This is a genomic window from Alcanivorax sp. NBRC 102024 (assembly GCF_001602235.1).
GTDB lineage: Bacteria > Pseudomonadota > Gammaproteobacteria > Pseudomonadales > Alcanivoracaceae > Alcanivorax.
The window spans coordinates 417,396-432,185 of record NZ_BDAS01000002.1 but is presented as its reverse complement, the minus strand read 5'-3'; the positions used below and the strand labels follow the sequence as shown (position 1 = coordinate 432,185).

The following is a 14,790-nucleotide window of genomic DNA, read 5'->3' as shown; positions in this document are numbered from 1 at the left end:
GAGAATCAGGCCTGAGCGTCGCGCAGACGCCTGGGTCGCTGGTCAGTCCATACCTGGTTGATATGCTCCAGGCAGTGAGCCTTGTTGCCACTGATCCCCACGGGCTGCCAGCCAGCAGGAACGGGACGGTAGGTAGGCCAGATGCTGTACTGTTCCTGGTCGTTAATGACCACGTGAAATTCGGTATCGGGGTTATCAATACTCATGGTTTCCTCGCCTTGTCGGCATGATCCGTTGCGCCGGGAGTCAGGCCCCGGCTTCACGGAGGGCGTGCACGCTGTGTCTGGCGGACTGACCGTCCAGCTCGATGAGCTGGCCGGCGTCCATTTTCAACAGCCGATCCGCCCGGTCGAAGTAATGATCGTCGTGGGTGATGGCAATAATGGTTTTGCCCTGTGCCTGCAGACGCGGCAATAACGCGTGGTAGAAAAACTGCCGGAACTGCGGGTCCTGATCCGCCGCCCATTCATCCAGTAACAGACAGTCGCGCTGCTCCATGACCGCCATCAGCAACGCCAGCCGCTTGCGCTGCCCCTGGGAGAACCGGATGTCACTGAGCCGCCCATCCGCCTGGCGCACCTTGTGCTGCATACCCAGGGTCTTCAGCCAGTCGTCCACCTCGTCGACGCGCACCTCGGCGCCGTCACCCTGCAACAGGCGATTGAACAGGTAGAAGTCAGTAAAGACCGAGGAAAAAAGCTGTCGATAAGCGACCCGGTTGTCTTCGGTAATGGGCTGGCCATCCACGCTCAAGGCACCCTGCAGGGGGCGATAGAGACCGGTCAGCAGCCGCGCAAAGGTGCTCTTGCCACTGCCGTTGCCCCCCTGGACAAAAATCAGCTCACCCCGCTTTACGGTCAGGTCCAGCGGACCGACCTCAAACCCGGCCACACCATCCTGATCCGGATAACGGTAGCAGGCACCCTTCAGTGACAACTGCTTGAAGCCGGCCAGTGACTCCCCCTTCGGCGCAAAGTCGGTATTCCCTTCTGCCAACTGCAACCCGGCAAGCTTTTTCAGGGACACTCGCGCCGCCAGCAGGGTGGGCAATGCGGCCACAGCGCCAATCAGGGGGGTGCGCAGCAGCAGAATGGTGAGCGCAAAAACCGAAGCGGTATTGGCGCTGGCCCAGCCCAGCCCGGACGACAGATAGAACAGCACGCCGATCAGGGCCAGCATCAGCACATTGGCCATATTGCCGGCCACGCCATTGAAAATATCCGCGCGGGTGACGTGGTCACGGTAGGCACGGGCGTGATCGTCAAACTCTTCCTGGTAGAAACGCGCCGCCCGGGCGCGGTTCAGGGCCAGCTCCTTGCGCCCGTCAATCATGGCCTGGTAATCCTGGTACAGGTGATCATCACCCTCCCGTACCTTGCCCACATGAAAGTTGATCCGCCCCACCAGCCAGATGCCCATCCCTGCGGTCGCCACCAGCCATACCACGGTGACGGCAAACAGGGCCGGCGACAGCCAGGCCAGCCAGCTCAGAGCCGCCACACTGAGCGCGGCGCCGTAAACCAGCTCGGGCAGATGCACAAAAGCGATAGTGAGATTACGGGTATCGGTACTGAGTGCCGCCAGCAGAGGCGGCCCCCCCACCTTTTCCAGTTGCTCAATATCCGTGGCCAACACACGGCGCACCAGATCGCGCCGCAGGCCATAGACCATGCGATGCCCCAGCCGGTGGAGGGTGACCTGGGCACCGGTGGCAGTGGCCAACAACGCCAGCAGCAGCAGGGTAAACTGCATCAACACCATGCCCAGCTCCGCCCCTCCGGCCAGTAATCGCTGACTGATGAATGCCAGCACGGCCACACTCAGCAAGGCACTGAGCACACTGAGCACAACGACAGCCACAAAGGTTGCTTTGCGACCGGAAAACAGCAAATCCGGCAAGGTCATGACAGTGGTCCGCCTCCATGGCTGATACAAAAACGAATCGCAATGATATTGATTCTTATTTATATATCAACCATAAAATGATGACCCTTTGCCCGGATGTGACGGCTATCATGGACATACCGGTACCCACTGCTGACCTGCCTGCTCCCGCAGGGCACAATAGGGTGACCCGTTTGCCGAAACCCGGTGCCCGGACCCTTTTTTCCTGTTCACTTGTCGGCCCTTTCATGCAACAACCCCTTAGCCAGCGCGGCCAGAAGCGTCAGCAAGCCATTCTCGAAGCCGCCACGGAAACGTTCCTGCAGCATGGCTACGAAGGCACGACTCTGAACATGATCATTGCCCGGGCCGGTGGCTCCAGGCGCAGCCTCTATGACTATTTTGGTGACAAACAGGGGCTGTTCAGTGCGGTGATTCGCTATCACACCGACAAGCTGGTTGAGGACGTTCGCGCCATCGATGTCACCGGGATGCCGGCGCGGGAAGGGCTGACCGTGCTTGCCCGCAACTTCGTGTTTGCGTTGCTGGAACCGGTCAACCTGGAGTTGTACCGACTGTTGATCACCCAGGCACCGGCCTTTCCGGAACTGGCTCGCAGCGCGTATCTGGCGGGCCCGGCGTTGTTGCTCAATGAGCTGGAGAAATATCTGGATCACCTGCAACGACAGGGGCAATTACCTGCCTCACTGCCCACCCCGCACACTGCCCGTCAGTTCCTGGGTATGGTGAAAGCCGAGTTCCAGCTGTGCGCGCTTTTATCCCCGGAGCGAATGCCGCCAGACAGTGCGATTGACGCACATATTGGCGATTGCGTGGCGCTCTTGTTAGACAACCGCTAGTCCGACCATTGGCACCTTCCATCTCCCCGGTATACATTGTAGTTAGCTGTCACTCTGCCTTTGGGGGCTAAGATGGCAAGAGAAGACATGTGACGGGACTCACAATATGAACAAGTTTTCACTGGTCCTATTGGCATTTTTCTTGCCAGTAGCCACCAGCTATGGCGATTCACCTGAACAACAATTCCTGCAACAGGTGTATGCCAATGGCGGCAAGACGCTTTATTGCCAGGAAGCGTTTCAGCCCGGGGATCGGGTCTCTGTTGAACATATCTATGATGAACGCCGACTGGCTCAACACTTTGGCTGTCGCACCAGCCGCCTTTGCCAGAGCAACCAGCAGTTCGCCAATGCAACACGGGATCGCCACAGCCTGTTCCCGGTAACCCGCCGCGCCGAACTGGACCGGCGCCGTACCCTGCTGGGTGATCTGCCTGCCACCACAGCAACCGACTCCCAATGCGGCTATAAACAGGCCTTTCAGGTTTTCGAGCCACCCCGGTCCGCCAAGGGCGATGTGGCCAGGGCCATGCTCTATCTGTACGACCGCTACGACATCCCCTTGCTGGGAACGCTGGAAATGTACCAGCGCTGGAATCGGGATGACCCGGTGGATGACGAGGAACGTCGCCGCAACAACGTGATCGAACAGGTGCAGGGCAACCGCAACCCCTTTATCGATGAACCGAACCGGGCCGAATCACTGGAAGCAAGCTCTCCATTGAATATGCAGTTTCCGTAGAGGCCGTTGAACGTCAACGGTGTAAAGTTGAACCGCGGAAAAACGCACTGGTTTCACTAAACGCAAGAGGCCGCGCCCAGGTACTGGGCGCGGCCTCTTGGTTTTCAATGCGGGATAACCTCTCCCGCGTTTTAACGTTGCACTTTCAACTTTTCACTCAGAACAACTCGCCGTCCAGACCCATCATGGTATCCGCGCCACTCTTGATCTGGGCGAACAGGGATTGGGCCTTGGGCAGGATGCGCTGGAAGTAGTACTGGCACGTAATACGCTTGGCCTTGGCGAAGTCATCATCCCGACCGTCGGTGGCCGCCAGCATCTGTGCCCACAGCCAGGCGTAGAGCACGTAACCGAACAGGTCCAGATACTCCACAGCGGCAGCGCTGATCGCGTCCGGGTTGTTAGCCGCCTGGGACAGCAGCTCGTCGGTGGCGTCCTTGAGCAGGGTCAGTGCCGCCTGCAGCTCGTTGCTGATCGCAGCCAGCTGGCCGTTACCGCTGTTTTCTTCAACCCAGGCCTGGGCATCCGCCAGGAAGGCTTCCACGGATTTGCCGCCATTACGGGCCACTTTCCGGCCCGCCAGGTCCAGCGCCTGGATGCCGTTGGTGCCTTCGTAGATCTGGGAAATACGGCAGTCGCGCACGAACTGCTCCATGCCCCACTCACGGATATAACCGTGGCCACCGAAAACCTGCTGACCGGTGATGGTGGTATCCAGACCGCGATCGGTGAAGAAAGCCTTGGCTACCGGAGTCAGCAGCGCAACCCGGTCTTCCGCCTTTTTCTTGGCGTCCGCATCGTCGCTGAACTTGGCGGTATCCAACTGCATGCCCACGTAGGCAGCCAGGGCACGGCCACCCTCATTGATGGCACGCATGTTCATCAGCATGCGCCGTACGTCACCGTGAACGATGATCGGGTCCGCCGGACCGTTGGGATTTTTTGCGCCGGTGGCGCTGCGGCCCTGCAGGCGCTCGCGGGCGTACTCCACGGCGCTCTGATAGCTCACTTCACCCAGGCCCAGACCCTGCAGGCCGATGGACAGACGCTCGTAGTTCATCATGGTGAACATGCACGCCAGCCCCTGATTGGGCTCGCCAATGATCCAGCCCTTGGCGCTGTCGAAGTTCATGACACAGGTAGCGGAGCCCTTGATGCCCATCTTGTGCTCAATGGAGCCACAAGTAGCGCCATTACGCTCGCCCGCGTTGTTGTCCGCGTCGGGCAGGAACTTGGGCACCAGGAACAGGGAAATACCCTTGGAACCGGCCGGGGCATCCGGCAGTTTCGCCAGCACCAGGTGAACATGATTGCTGGTCATGTCGTGCTCACCACCGGTGATGAAGATCTTGGTACCGGTGATGTTGAAGGAACCGTCGTCGTTGGGCTCAGCCTTGGTACGCAGGATCCCCAGGTCCGTGCCGGAATGCGGCTCGGTGAGGCACATGGTGCCGCTCCACTCACCGCTGTACAGCTTGGGCAGATACTGCTCTTTCAGTTCCTGGCTGGCGTGGGCGTCGATGGCCAGGCAGGCACCGCTGGTCAGCGCGGGATACAGGGCGAAAGACGAGCAGGCGCTGTGCATCATTTCCTCGAACAGCACCGCCAGGGATTTGGGCATGCCCTGGCCACCGAATTCCGGATTACCGGAGAACGCACTCCAGCCATTTTCGGCAAAGGTTTTGAACGCGTCCTTGAACCCGTCCGGGGTGGTCACATCCCCGTCATTCCAGGTACAACCCTGCTCATCACCATTGCGGTTCAACGGAAACAACAGGCCTTCGGTCATCTTGCCCGCTTCTTCCAGAATGGCGTCGGACAGGTCGCGGGTTACCTCGGCGGTGGCAGGCATGGAAGCCCACAGCTGATCCGCTTTGAACACATCGTTGAGAACAAAACGCATGTCCTCGAGGGGCGCTTTATAGGTCGCCATTTGCACATCTCCTGAAAGTTGGCAGGGCGCAAATTTTAGGCAGCCAGGGCGCCGGGTAACAGGGTTATTTGTGACCCGCCGTTCATGGCCTCACGCTTCAATCACGCAGCGAGTGGAAGGAAGAGGGAGAAGACACGGTTTGCGAGCATCGGACAGCGTCGTTCGGTATCGGCGATACCCCTGGCCTATTCAATCGGCTCCGGCCGGCGCCACATCCACAGCAACACCCCGCAAAGCAGCAGTGGCACGCCGATTTTCACGTAATCAGGCGCCGATGACAGACTGATCAGCGCAATGCTGATGAGCATCATGGTGGACGCTGCACACTTCGCGCGGCGGGGAATGGCACCGTGTTCGCGCCATTGACGGATATGCCCCCCGTGACGGGGATGCTGTAACAGCCAGCGCTCAAGCTGTGGCCAGCCGTGACTCCCGGCCCATGCCGCCAGCAGCAGGAAGACCACGGTGGGCATGCCTGGAACGACCACACCGATCATTCCCAGTAGCACAAACAGCATCGCTAGTGAGCGCCAGCACAGCACTCTGACTGTCCCCATGTCTCCCCTCCTAGAAGGCAATGGACCCGCGAGAGAATAATTACAGCATGCCCGATTTTACGGGGAATAAAAAACCCGCCAGACGGCGGGTTTTGCGGGTCAATCGACCTGAAGGGTCTCGGTTTCCTCGGCCTGCGGGTCACTGTCAGGAGCGGAGATGGCCTGCACCCGTGCCTGCAGTTGGGTCCGGCTCACGGGCTGACCGTTGAGACTCAGGACCCCGTTACCGACATTGATCACACTACGCCAGCGCTCACCTTGTCGCTCCACAACGCCCTGCTCGGCAAGGGCCACCAGGCGGTCGGCATAGGGCGGCGGCACCAGCCCCTGGTGCATGTCCAAGTGCACCTGAATATCCAGCATCTGCTGGAACTGCTCTTCACTCAGGGCCATCAGTTCCAGGGTGGGCAGGTTGCCACCCTCGACCCCCAGGTAACGGGCCTTGCTGTCCAGGGTGAGCTGCCGCTCCCCCTGGTCATCCACCAGCATCTGCAATGCCAGTTCACTGTCCCCGGGGCGCAGCAGTTGCTCAGCGGCTACCTGCGTCATCTCCTCCAGCAGACTCTGCATACGCATCATCTGCTGCTCCATGTCAGCCTGCTCTCCGTTTCCGGACAGGGCGCCCATCAGGGCCCGGGTCTGGATTTCATCCATTTCCCGATTGAGGGCATGCACCCTGACCAGGGCCTGCTTGTCCAGGCCGGCATACTCCATGCCCAGATAGGCGCTGTCCATGGGCAGCGGCACCATGGGACCGGCCACCTGGTCCAGCCACAGTCGACTGTCGCCACTCAGGGTGTCACCGTGGTCCTTGGTGGTGCCCTGCAGGGTCAGATCAAACGCCAGCATTGGCTGCTGACCCTGGGACCAGCGCAGCTGCTTGCCGGTAAAATTGATATTTGCCAGCGGCAATTCTCCGCCCAACATGGCAATCACATCCACCGACCCGGTCAGCGAATCCACTGCAAACCCCATTTTCGGTGACGACACATCCAGCCCCTGCAGTGACAGGTAGGCATTGACCGGGTAGTCCCCCGCCGTCGGCCGCAACACGTCCAGCTGCAGCTCTTCAAGGACCACCTTACCCATGGGCGAATCCAGGTTTACCGGCGCCACCGCCACTTTCATGGTCAGGCTGCCGTCAAAGCCATAGCGGCTATAACCCGTCACCGGGGGCTTGCCCTGGAAAATCTCGCTCACCATGGCCGTCATTTCCGCAGGCAACTCGCTCAAATCCAGCACTTCCTCGCTGGCGGCAATGCCCACAAACAGACCGTCATCGGTCCAGGCGAAGGGGCCGTGGTGAATCGTGCTGAGAGAACAGATTTTTCCCGACATGGCACCCAGGTTGGCCGTTGACGCCATCTCACCCTGAATGATCAGGCAAGTCACCGCCCTGGCGCGGAATAGCCCGCGCTCATAACTGAACACATCAACGATGATATCCCGCTGCCCCGGAATCACTTCCAGGCCTGCGACCTCCTCGCGAAACAGTGTCTCCGCACGCATGCCCACATAGAACGTGGCCCCCAGCCACGCCACAACCAGCACCAGAACCAGTGCTATCAACTTCTTCATGGATATCCCCCATCCCTGTCATATTTTTGTGCCGACACTATAGCGAAAAATGCCCGTCATGGTGTCCGCTCCTACCGTCAAAAAAAAACCCGCCGGATGAGGGCGGGTTTTTTTACTGGCATCAACGCCGGATCAGAACGCGAAGTGTTCCGCGTCCAGTTCCATCAGGCAGTCCAGGCCGCCTTCGATGGAGCCCTTGTGACCCGCCGCTCTCGGCAGGATGCGCTTGAAGTAGAACTTGGCCGTGCTGATCTTGGCCTTGTAGAAGTCCTCGTCACCGGCACCGGATTCCAGTGCGGCGTGCGCCACGGCTGCCATGCGCGCCCACAGGTACGCCAGGGTCACGTAGCCGGAGTACATCAGGTAGTCCACGGACGCGGCACCAACATAATCCGGGTTCTGCATGGCCTGCATGCCAATGGCCTGGGTCAGCTCGCCCCATTCCTTGTTGTAGCCGGCCAGGGGCTCCAGCAGTTCCTTCAGGTCGGCATTGTCGGCATTGCTCTCGCAGAACTTGTGTACGATCTTGGTGAAGTTACGCAGGGCCTGCCCCTGGGTCATCATCACCTTACGGCCCAGCAGATCCAGCGCCTGGATACCGGTGGTGCCTTCGTAAAGGGTGGAGATACGGGCATCACGCACGTTTTGCTCCATGCCCCACTCACGGATAAAGCCGTGACCACCGTAGATCTGCACACCGTGGTTGGCCGCTTCCAGACCCGCTTCGGTCACGAACGCCTTGGCGATCGGGGTCAGCAGCGCCATCAGTTCATCCGCTTCCTTACGGGCGGCTTCGTCTTTCTCCAGCTTCACCTTGTCGCCCAGCTGGGCACACAGGTAAACCAGAGCACGACCACCCTCGGCGAACGCCTTGGAGGTGAGCAGCATGCGACGCACGTCCGGGTGAACGATAATCGGATCTGCCGGGCCTTCCGGGTTTTTCGGGCCGGACAGGCTGCGCATGGCCAGACGGTCCTTGGCGTAGGTCAGACCACCCTGGAAACCCAACTCGGCGTGAGCCACACCCTGGATAGCGGTACCCAGACGAGCGAAGTTCATGAAGGTGAACATGCAGTTCAGACCCTTGTTCTCCGGGCCGATCAGGTAGCCTTTTGCACCGTCAAAGTTCATCACACAGGTGGCGGAGGCCTTGATGCCCATCTTGTGTTCGATGGAACCACAGGTCACGGTGTTGCGCTCGCCAACGCCGCCGTTACCGTCGGTCATGAACTTGGGCACGATGAACAGGGAGATACCCTTGGTGCCCTTGGGCGCGTCAGGCAGACGGGCCAGTACGATATGGACGATGTTCTCGGCCATGTCGTGCTCACCGGCGGAAATAAAAATCTTGGTACCGGTAATATTGAAGGAGCCGTCCGCGTTGGGCTCGGCCTTGGTCTTCAGGATGCCCAGGTCGGAACCACAATGGGGCTCGGTCAGACACATGGTGCCCGTCCACTCACCGCTGGTCAGTTTCGGCAGGTAGGCCTGTTTCTGCTCGTCGGTACCGTGCTCTTCGATGGTCGCTACGGCACCGTGGGACAGACCCGGGTACATGCTCCAGGACCAGTTGGCGGTACCGGTCATTTCGCTGATGGCGATACCGGCGGAACCGGGCAGGCCCTGGCCGCCGAATTCCGGGTCGCCGCCCATGGCCGGCCAGCCGCCTTCCACGTACTTGGCGTAGGCTTCCTTGAAGCCTTTCGGCGTAGTCACCACACCGTTGTCGAAACCACAGCCTTCCTCATCACCGGAACGGTTCAGGGGAGCCAGCTCGTTCTCGGCAAACTTGGCGCCCTCTTCCAGGAAGGCGTTCAGCAGTTCGCTGTTGACCTCTTCCAGACCGAGGCCCTGGTAATGGCCATCGATGTCCAGGACTTCATTCAGCACAAAGCGCATATCGCGCAGGGGAGCCTTGTAATCCGGCATCTCAAATCTCCCTAAAATGATCGGTGAAAATGAGGCGGGCCGTGGGCTCGCCAGCTATTTGGGACGCTAATCTTAGGTCAGGCCTCAATCCCCCCTCTACCCCTATTTGTGACCCGTGAGTCAAACAAGCGTTTGAAACTTGCGTTTGCCTGTATAGGCAACTGTTTTAACAGGTTTTTTGCAAAAACCGGGAGGGATTGCGGGAGGATTCTCTCCCCCGCGGTGGACATTGGGTATACTCCCGGAATCACTGCAAAGGACGGTAAAAATGATTGATACCAACCTGCTCGACATTCTGGTTTGCCCGGTCAGCAAGGCACCGCTCATCTATGACGACAAGGCCGGTGAACTCAAGTGCAAGGCCAGTGGCCTGGCCTACCCGGTACGCGATGGCATTCCTGTCATGTTGGAGGATCAGGCTCGCTCAATGAGCGACGAGGAAGTCAGCAACCTGTAACAGGCAGCTGGATGAGCTAAACAGAACGCCCGGCAACGCAAAAGGATCCCCCCATGTGCAAATCTCTGGCGCTGGCCCTGACACTGGTAAGTGCCTCTATCTGTGCCTCCCCTGTCCTCGCCGAAGACGCTCCGAAAGCAACCGAACGCGAAAAAGAGCAGACGGCACAAACGCCGGAGAAAGAGACGCCGGTTCCCGATGCGCCCCCTGCGGAGATGAGTCAAACCCAGCAGGAGAACGACTGCCTGCTGCGCAGTGCCCAGACGGCCAATGAGCAGGTTACCCTGAAAGAGCTGCGAGGCTGGTGCCAGAACGGTGAAGAGCTGCCCGGCGAACGGACCAACGAGGACGCCCTGCGCGCCCGCCTGGCGCTGGAGAACACCACCCGCGGCAATCCCTTTGTGATTACCCCTCACCGCCGTAATTACTTGCTGCCCTATAGCTACTGGTCCAACCGGCAATGGAATGATCCGGAGAAGGATGACCGGGATCTGCAACCCAACGAGGTGAAATTCCAGCTATCGCTCAAGGCCCCCTTGAAGGAAAACATCGTCGATGATGTCACTCTGTGGATGGCCTTCACTGGCACCTTCTTCTGGCAGGCTTACAACAGCGAGATCTCCGCACCGTTTCGGGAAACCAACTACGAGCCGGAGATCTTCATTTCCAAGCCTGTCGACTGGCAGATTGGACCGCTGGACTCCGAGCTGCTGGTGGCCGGTTTCAACCACCAGTCCAATGGTCGGGATGTCCCCGTGTCCCGGAGCTGGAACCGGGTATTCATGAACTATATCTTCAAGACCGGTGACTATTACTGGTCCGTGAAACCCTGGTACCGGATTCCCGAAGAGAAGAAAGATGACCCACTGGACACGTCCGGCGACGACAACCCGGACATCGAAAAATTCATGGGCAATTTCGAACTGGAAGTGGCCTACCCCTTCCGCAACCACGTGCTTGAGCTGATGGTGCGCAACAACCTGCGCTCGGACAACAAAGGGGCCGGGCGGATCAACTACTCCTTCCCGCTAAGCAAGCGTTTCAAGGGACTGGTACAGGTATTCAGCGGTTATGGCGATTCGCTGATCAACTACGACGATTACGAAACCCGTTTCAGCTTCGGCATTTTGCTGACGGATTCGCTGTAGCACACAGGCCCGGAAGTTTTTTGCAGGAGCGTCGCTGGCGGCGCGATTTCCTCCCTGCCAGGCACTCATCCCGCTGGAGTCATGCGTGCATGGTGAATAGGGTTGGGGGGGATACCGGATCGGGAGGGTTTGGAAAGACCTGTCGAGCCCAAATATTCCTGATCGCCCTCCGGTCGATTTCCGCGCGAGCGCGGTTCGCATGTCATAGATCCCCGGGGGAGCAAGCATAGGTTATTCGCTTCGCGCACCCTTCGGGCCGCACTGCACTACGTGCGTTACTCCGCTACGCTCCGTTCCTACAGCGGCATCGTAGAAATGCCGAGGCCCGGGGGAATTTTCCAGCTTTTTCCCTATCCATCGAGTGTAGCTCGTAGCTCAATACCACAACGTAAACAATAACCGGGTTACGGTGGCATCAAAGCTGTACAGGGGTTCCGTGCCCGGGGTCGTATCGACACGGATATCGCGGTAGTTGTCGTAATCGAAACTGAAGCGATCGACCCACAGATTCAGCCCTGCCCGGTCGATGGTTTCCCAATTCGGCTTGCTGAACTCGAAACCGATGCCCAGCCCCACAACGGTGGAACTGAACTCGCTAAGCTCCTTGTCCCGGGCCAGAAAATTCTGCGCGTTCTGGAAAGGAAACAGGTCGGCATAAAAATCCGCATCACCCTGCTGGTAGGCCCGATAACGTCCTTCCAGTGTCCAGTTGCTACCCAGGGGTTGTATCAGCTTGACCTGCCAGCTACTGGCATCAATGCCCCAGGAGTCATCATAGATCCGGTATTCCCCATGCAGGCCCGCTCGCCAGGGTAGATAGTAGGACAGCCGCAGGGAGGTGGCTTCACTGGTGCGTGTTTCCGGATAACGTTCCGGCTCAAAACTGTAGCTGCCGCCGGAGGTCAGATAGCGCACCGAACGGTAGGGATTGTTCAGATAGCCTTCGTCGGTGATCAGCTCATGACCCAGGCTGGCCATCAGGTTCCGGGTCAGGATTTGTGACAGGTTGATACGAAAATGCTGTCGATCCGCCTCTTCCGCAAAGCTGTTGTCACCGGTGCGGAAGACTTCATCCCAGCCTTTGGAGTACCCCAGGCTCAGCGTCGTCAGGTCACCGAAAAAATCCTGACTCATGTCAAAGTGCACCGAGTTGGCCTCGAAATCATTTTCCTCGCTGTTGGCGTAGCTTAACGAGTAAATAGCCTTGCCATGCAGGTAGTCGACGCCCACGCTTTTTTCGGTACGTTCTTCCGAGTAGGGGCTGGCGCTGACCAGCACATCAATGGAGGCGGCGGAAACCTCATCCACATAATAGTTGGCATGCACTGCCACCTTGTCGGCAAAGGATTTTCTTACCAGCACGGAGGGGCCGTTGATTTTCATGCCGCCCCCTTCGTACTGATGGTAGAGCACATCCAGCCGGTCCTCAGGCAACACCGAGGCCTGCAGCAGGGTACTGGCCCCCAGCAGCAAGGCCACCGACAGCGTACGCATCAGTTGCATCCGCAACCTCCACCCGCACTACCTTCCGCTCCACGCATGCTTTCCCGGGCCTGATGCACATGGCCCATGTAGCTTTCCGCTATCGGGTGTGCCGATACATTCATCACCGGGTCCGCCAGTCTGGCGCGGTCATAGGGCTTGAGCCAGGGTCTGACGGCGCAACCGCTGGCGGTAAACGCCAGGAGCAGAATCAGTCCGGCAATACGTATCGTTCCCACTGTTTTCATTCCAGCACCAGCGCCTTCACCTGCTCTTCGTATTTATCCATGTAGCCATCCTTGTAACCCCGGTGGTGATGACGAACCACGCCATTGCGATCAATCAGTACGGTCGTGGGCATGGCATCCACGCCATAGGTTTCACTGGTGCTGTTTTGCGGATCAAACAGTACCGGAAAGGTCACCGGAATCTTGTCCAGAAGGCGATCTGCCTGGTCACGGTTTTCATCCAGATTGACACCCAGCACGGTAAATCCGTAATCCCGATATTCCTCATAGAGCGCGTCCAGCAGAGGCATTTCCGTCCGGCAGGGTCCGCACCAGGAAGCCCAGAAATTCAGCAAGATCACAGTGCCCCGCTGCTCACTGAGTTTCAGGTTGGTGCCATCAAGGGTCTTCAGCGTGAAGTCCGGCGCGGGCTCCCCCTCCGCAGAGTACGCATTGCTTGCCAACAGCAAAGCCAACGCGCCCAGTATCATTGTCAGTGTTTTTTTCATTATTGCTCCCCCTACCCTTTTCAGAAAAACAGGCTGACCCCGGCGGTCAGTTCAAGATTGTGAGTGGTCTTGTCTTCCCCCAGCACATCCAGATTGAAGATGTGATCTTTCATATCCACACGCACGGCGATCAGGTCATTGACCAGCAGCCGATACCCCACACCAACACCCAGAGTGAAATGCTCATCGCCGGCAAAATCCGTAATGCCCGCCCCGCCCAGCAAGTAGAGGGCATTGTTAAAGGTACGCCCCCCCGACAGGAAGGCTTCGCCTGGCAGCAGGTTGTAGCCTACCGACGCCTGGTAATAGGTAAACTCGCGCTCGTCATCATTGAGCAGTCGCACCCCGGCATTGAGGGTTTCGAAACTGGTTTCACCTGCCTCCGCCCGGCCCAATACCGCTTCGAAGAACACATCCTCGGACAAGTGGTAATCCAGCCTCACCCCGACTACCGGCTCGGCACCGAAATCTTCGATGGAAAGAATGCCCGCGTAGATACCCGCCTCAAAATTTTCCGTATCAATGTCCGCTTCCTTGATACGGCGGCGTTCGATTTCAGGATCCAGCACCGATCCCGGGTCAGCATCCTGGATGGAGGTTTGTTGATGGTTCGTCTCTTGCCCATACCCTGTGAGAGGCAACAGGCACAACGTTAAAACAGCAGGGAGAAACCGAGTTTCCATTCTTCCAGATTCCGGTTGTCGTTTTCTTCGGTGAACAGCACATAGCTCCGGTATTCACCCCGTAATACAAAGCCGCGGGCGAGATAGACTTTCAGGCCGCCACCGGCAAAGGCCAGTGTCTCGTCACGGTTTTCCGGGCGCACCAGAGTGGCCCGGGGTTCAATACTGGCACGGCCGGTTCCCAGCATCACGTAGGGGGAGACTCGCCAGCGCGGGAAAAGCTGATGCTGAAGGTTCAACTCAAGCAGCTTGTTGTTGGAAAAATTACCGCTGGCCTGGGTAAACATGGCTTCTGCTGTAAAGTTTTCGGTGAACCGGTAACCCATTCCGACGGCCAGTGAGGTCACCCCGTCCAGCTCCCCCGCCAGCACCGATGCCTGCCAGTGCCCCCCCGTGAAGTCCTCATAGCCCAGGTGTTGCAATTCCGGAGTCTCACCGGCGCCATCCAGGGTTTTCAGCAGGGCCTTGCGGGGCACCCAGCCAATGCGTCCGCGCGGTGTTTCCACCTTGATCCAGCCCGCGCGCTGAAACAACAGGGTCAGCGGAGCATGGCGCTCCACCACATGGAATACCGGATAGCCACGGCCCGGCCCGGTATGAACCTCCACATAGGGCTCGGCAACCTTGACTTGCAAGGCTGGCGCCGGTTCGGATGAGACCGCCTGGGCCGGGAACAGCACCAACATGGATAACAGGACAACTACAAGGCGCAACGGGTGCGTCTCCCCTTTCAATCAAACAGTCAATAAGCCCGGCGTCACAATCCCGGGCTTGTCTTCAGATGCCATCGGTCCAGTGGAA

General features: G+C 58.8%; 15 protein-coding genes. 4 read left to right on the top strand and 11 right to left on the bottom strand.

What is annotated here, in order from left to right; genetic code table 11:
* Positions 1-5 precede the first annotated feature (5 nt).
* Both A0251_RS05695 and A0251_RS05690 read right to left on the bottom strand, forming a co-directional pair.
* Positions 6-206, bottom strand: a complete 201-nt coding sequence (locus A0251_RS05695; protein ID WP_062815862.1) for an MbtH family protein — start codon at positions 204-206, stop codon at positions 6-8.
* Positions 207-246: 40 nt separating this feature from the next.
* On the bottom strand, positions 247-1,905 hold the full coding sequence (locus tag A0251_RS05690; protein WP_062815861.1) for a multidrug ABC transporter permease/ATP-binding protein: 1,659 nt from the start codon (positions 1,903-1,905) through the stop codon (positions 247-249).
* Positions 1,906-2,132: 227 nt separating this feature from the next.
* Here A0251_RS05690 and A0251_RS05685 point away from each other — a divergent pair, with 227 nt between their 5' ends.
* Positions 2,133-2,744: a TetR/AcrR family transcriptional regulator gene (locus tag A0251_RS05685; protein WP_062815860.1), complete on the top strand. Its 612-nt coding sequence runs from the start codon at positions 2,133-2,135 to the stop codon at positions 2,742-2,744.
* Between the two features lie 106 nt (positions 2,745-2,850).
* Positions 2,851-3,486, top strand: coding sequence for an endonuclease (locus A0251_RS05680; RefSeq protein WP_062815859.1), 636 nt, complete (start codon positions 2,851-2,853; stop codon positions 3,484-3,486).
* A 157-nt stretch (positions 3,487-3,643) separates the two neighbouring features.
* Here A0251_RS05680 and A0251_RS05675 read toward each other — a convergent pair whose 3' ends face one another.
* The 4 genes from A0251_RS05675 to A0251_RS05660 form a co-directional block, all read right to left on the bottom strand.
* The gene (locus A0251_RS05675; protein ID WP_062815858.1) at positions 3,644-5,419 is read right to left on the bottom strand and encodes an acyl-CoA dehydrogenase C-terminal domain-containing protein; all 1,776 of its coding nucleotides are present in this window, start codon (positions 5,417-5,419) and stop codon (positions 3,644-3,646) included.
* Between the two features lie 185 nt (positions 5,420-5,604).
* Positions 5,605-5,976: a YbaN family protein gene (locus tag A0251_RS05670; RefSeq protein WP_062815857.1), complete on the bottom strand. Its 372-nt coding sequence runs from the start codon at positions 5,974-5,976 to the stop codon at positions 5,605-5,607.
* Between the two features lie 99 nt (positions 5,977-6,075).
* Positions 6,076-7,554: a DUF945 family protein gene (locus A0251_RS05665; protein WP_062815856.1), complete on the bottom strand. Its 1,479-nt coding sequence runs from the start codon at positions 7,552-7,554 to the stop codon at positions 6,076-6,078.
* Positions 7,555-7,686: 132 nt separating this feature from the next.
* Positions 7,687-9,483 (bottom strand): acyl-CoA dehydrogenase C-terminal domain-containing protein, encoded by a 1,797-nt coding sequence (locus tag A0251_RS05660; RefSeq protein WP_062815855.1) that lies wholly within the window; start codon positions 9,481-9,483, stop codon positions 7,687-7,689.
* A 268-nt stretch (positions 9,484-9,751) separates the two neighbouring features.
* Between A0251_RS05660 and A0251_RS05655 the strand changes: the two genes are divergently transcribed.
* Both A0251_RS05655 and A0251_RS05650 read left to right on the top strand, forming a co-directional pair.
* Entirely contained in the window at positions 9,752-9,940 is a 189-nt protein-coding gene (locus tag A0251_RS05655; protein ID WP_062815854.1) for a Trm112 family protein, read from the top strand.
* Positions 9,941-9,993: 53 nt separating this feature from the next.
* The gene (locus tag A0251_RS05650) at positions 9,994-11,088 is read left to right on the top strand and encodes a phospholipase A (protein ID WP_062815853.1); all 1,095 of its coding nucleotides are present in this window, start codon (positions 9,994-9,996) and stop codon (positions 11,086-11,088) included.
* 375 nt (positions 11,089-11,463) lie between these two features.
* Here the strand turns inward: A0251_RS05650 and A0251_RS05645 are convergent, their stop codons facing one another.
* The 5 genes from A0251_RS05645 to A0251_RS05630 all read right to left on the bottom strand — a co-directional run bounded on the left by A0251_RS05645 (position 11,464) and on the right by A0251_RS05630 (position 14,702).
* Entirely contained in the window at positions 11,464-12,591 is a 1,128-nt protein-coding gene (locus tag A0251_RS05645) for a DUF3570 domain-containing protein (RefSeq protein ID WP_062815852.1), read from the bottom strand.
* Positions 12,582-12,818, bottom strand: a complete 237-nt coding sequence (locus A0251_RS17145; protein WP_082810776.1) for a DUF4266 domain-containing protein — start codon at positions 12,816-12,818, stop codon at positions 12,582-12,584. Before A0251_RS17145 ends, A0251_RS05645 begins: the two co-directional genes overlap by 10 nt.
* Positions 12,815-13,306 carry a TlpA disulfide reductase family protein gene (locus A0251_RS05640; protein WP_062815851.1) on the bottom strand — a complete coding sequence of 164 codons (492 nt, stop codon included), beginning with the start codon at positions 13,304-13,306 and terminating at the stop codon, positions 12,815-12,817. Before A0251_RS05640 ends, A0251_RS17145 begins: the two co-directional genes overlap by 4 nt.
* 20 nt (positions 13,307-13,326) lie before the next feature.
* Complete coding sequence (locus A0251_RS05635) at positions 13,327-13,875, bottom strand: outer membrane beta-barrel domain-containing protein (protein WP_231866032.1); 549 nt, start codon at positions 13,873-13,875, stop codon at positions 13,327-13,329.
* Positions 13,876-13,958: 83 nt separating this feature from the next.
* Entirely contained in the window at positions 13,959-14,702 is a 744-nt protein-coding gene (locus A0251_RS05630; protein ID WP_103917496.1) for an outer membrane beta-barrel protein, read from the bottom strand.
* Between the last annotated feature and the right edge of the window lie 88 nt (positions 14,703-14,790).